The 1,103-nt window shown below is 65.7% G+C and carries 1 protein-coding gene; it reads left to right on the forward strand.

Going from position 1 to position 1,103, the window contains the following annotated elements:
• Positions 1-1,103: acyltransferase domain-containing protein (locus ACGFIQ_RS36230; protein ID WP_393250861.1), on the forward strand; the 1,103-nt coding region annotated here is incomplete at both ends.

Raw genomic sequence — 1,103 nt, forward strand, 5'->3', positions numbered from 1 at the left:
GCCACCCACACCCGCAACCACCCACACACACCCATCGCCGACACCGCCACGACCCTGCACCACCGCGCCCGGCTACCCCACCGCGCCGCCATCGACACGACACACTGGCTCACCGGACTCGACGCCCTAGCCCAAGGCCTGCCGCACCCCCACGTCGTCACCCGACGCGCCGGCAAAACCGCCGTCCTGTTCGCCGGACAAGGCTCACAAACCATCGGCATGGGCACCCACATGCGCGAAAACGACCCCATCTTCGCCGCCGCATTCGACGACGTCTGCACCGTCCTCGACCCCCTCCTACCCACCCCACTACGAGAAGCCATCACCACCGAACTCATCCACGACACCCTCTACACCCAAGCCGGACTCTTCGCCATCCACATCGCCGGCTACCGCTGGCTACAACACCACGGACTCACCCCCGACCACCTCATCGGCCACTCCATCGGCGAACTCTCCGCCGCCCACCTCGCCGGCATCTACACCCTCACCGACGCAGCCCACCTCGTCATCACCCGCGCCACCCTCATGCACACCATGCCCCCCGGCGCCATGGCCACCATCAACACCACCCCCGAAAACATCGCCACCCACAACCTCGACATCGACATCGCCGCCATCAACACACCCACCGACACCGTCATCACCGGCGACCCCGACACCATCAACCACGCCATCACCACCCTGCAAAACGCCGGACACCACACCCGCAAACTCGCCGTCAACCACGCCTTCCACTCCCGCCACACCGACCCCCTCACCACCACCCTCACCACCACCGCCCAAACACTCACCACCCACCCACCCACCATCCCCGTCATCTCCAACCGCACCGGCCTACCCCACACCACCATCGAACCCACCTACTGGGCCCACCACATGCGCCACACCGTCAACTTCCACAAAGGATGGCAATACCTCCAAGACACCGACACCACCACCATCATCGAAATCAGCGGAAAACCCACCCACCCCGGCACCATCGCCCTCCTCCACAACCCCCACACCACCCTCGCCCACCTCAACCCACCCACACCCACCACCCCCGCACCCCTCACCAACCTCCCCACCTACCCCTTCCAACACCACCGCTACTGGCTCGA

This window comes from Micromonospora sp. NPDC048898 (genome assembly GCF_043198035.1).
GTDB lineage: Bacteria > Actinomycetota > Actinomycetes > Mycobacteriales > Micromonosporaceae > Micromonospora.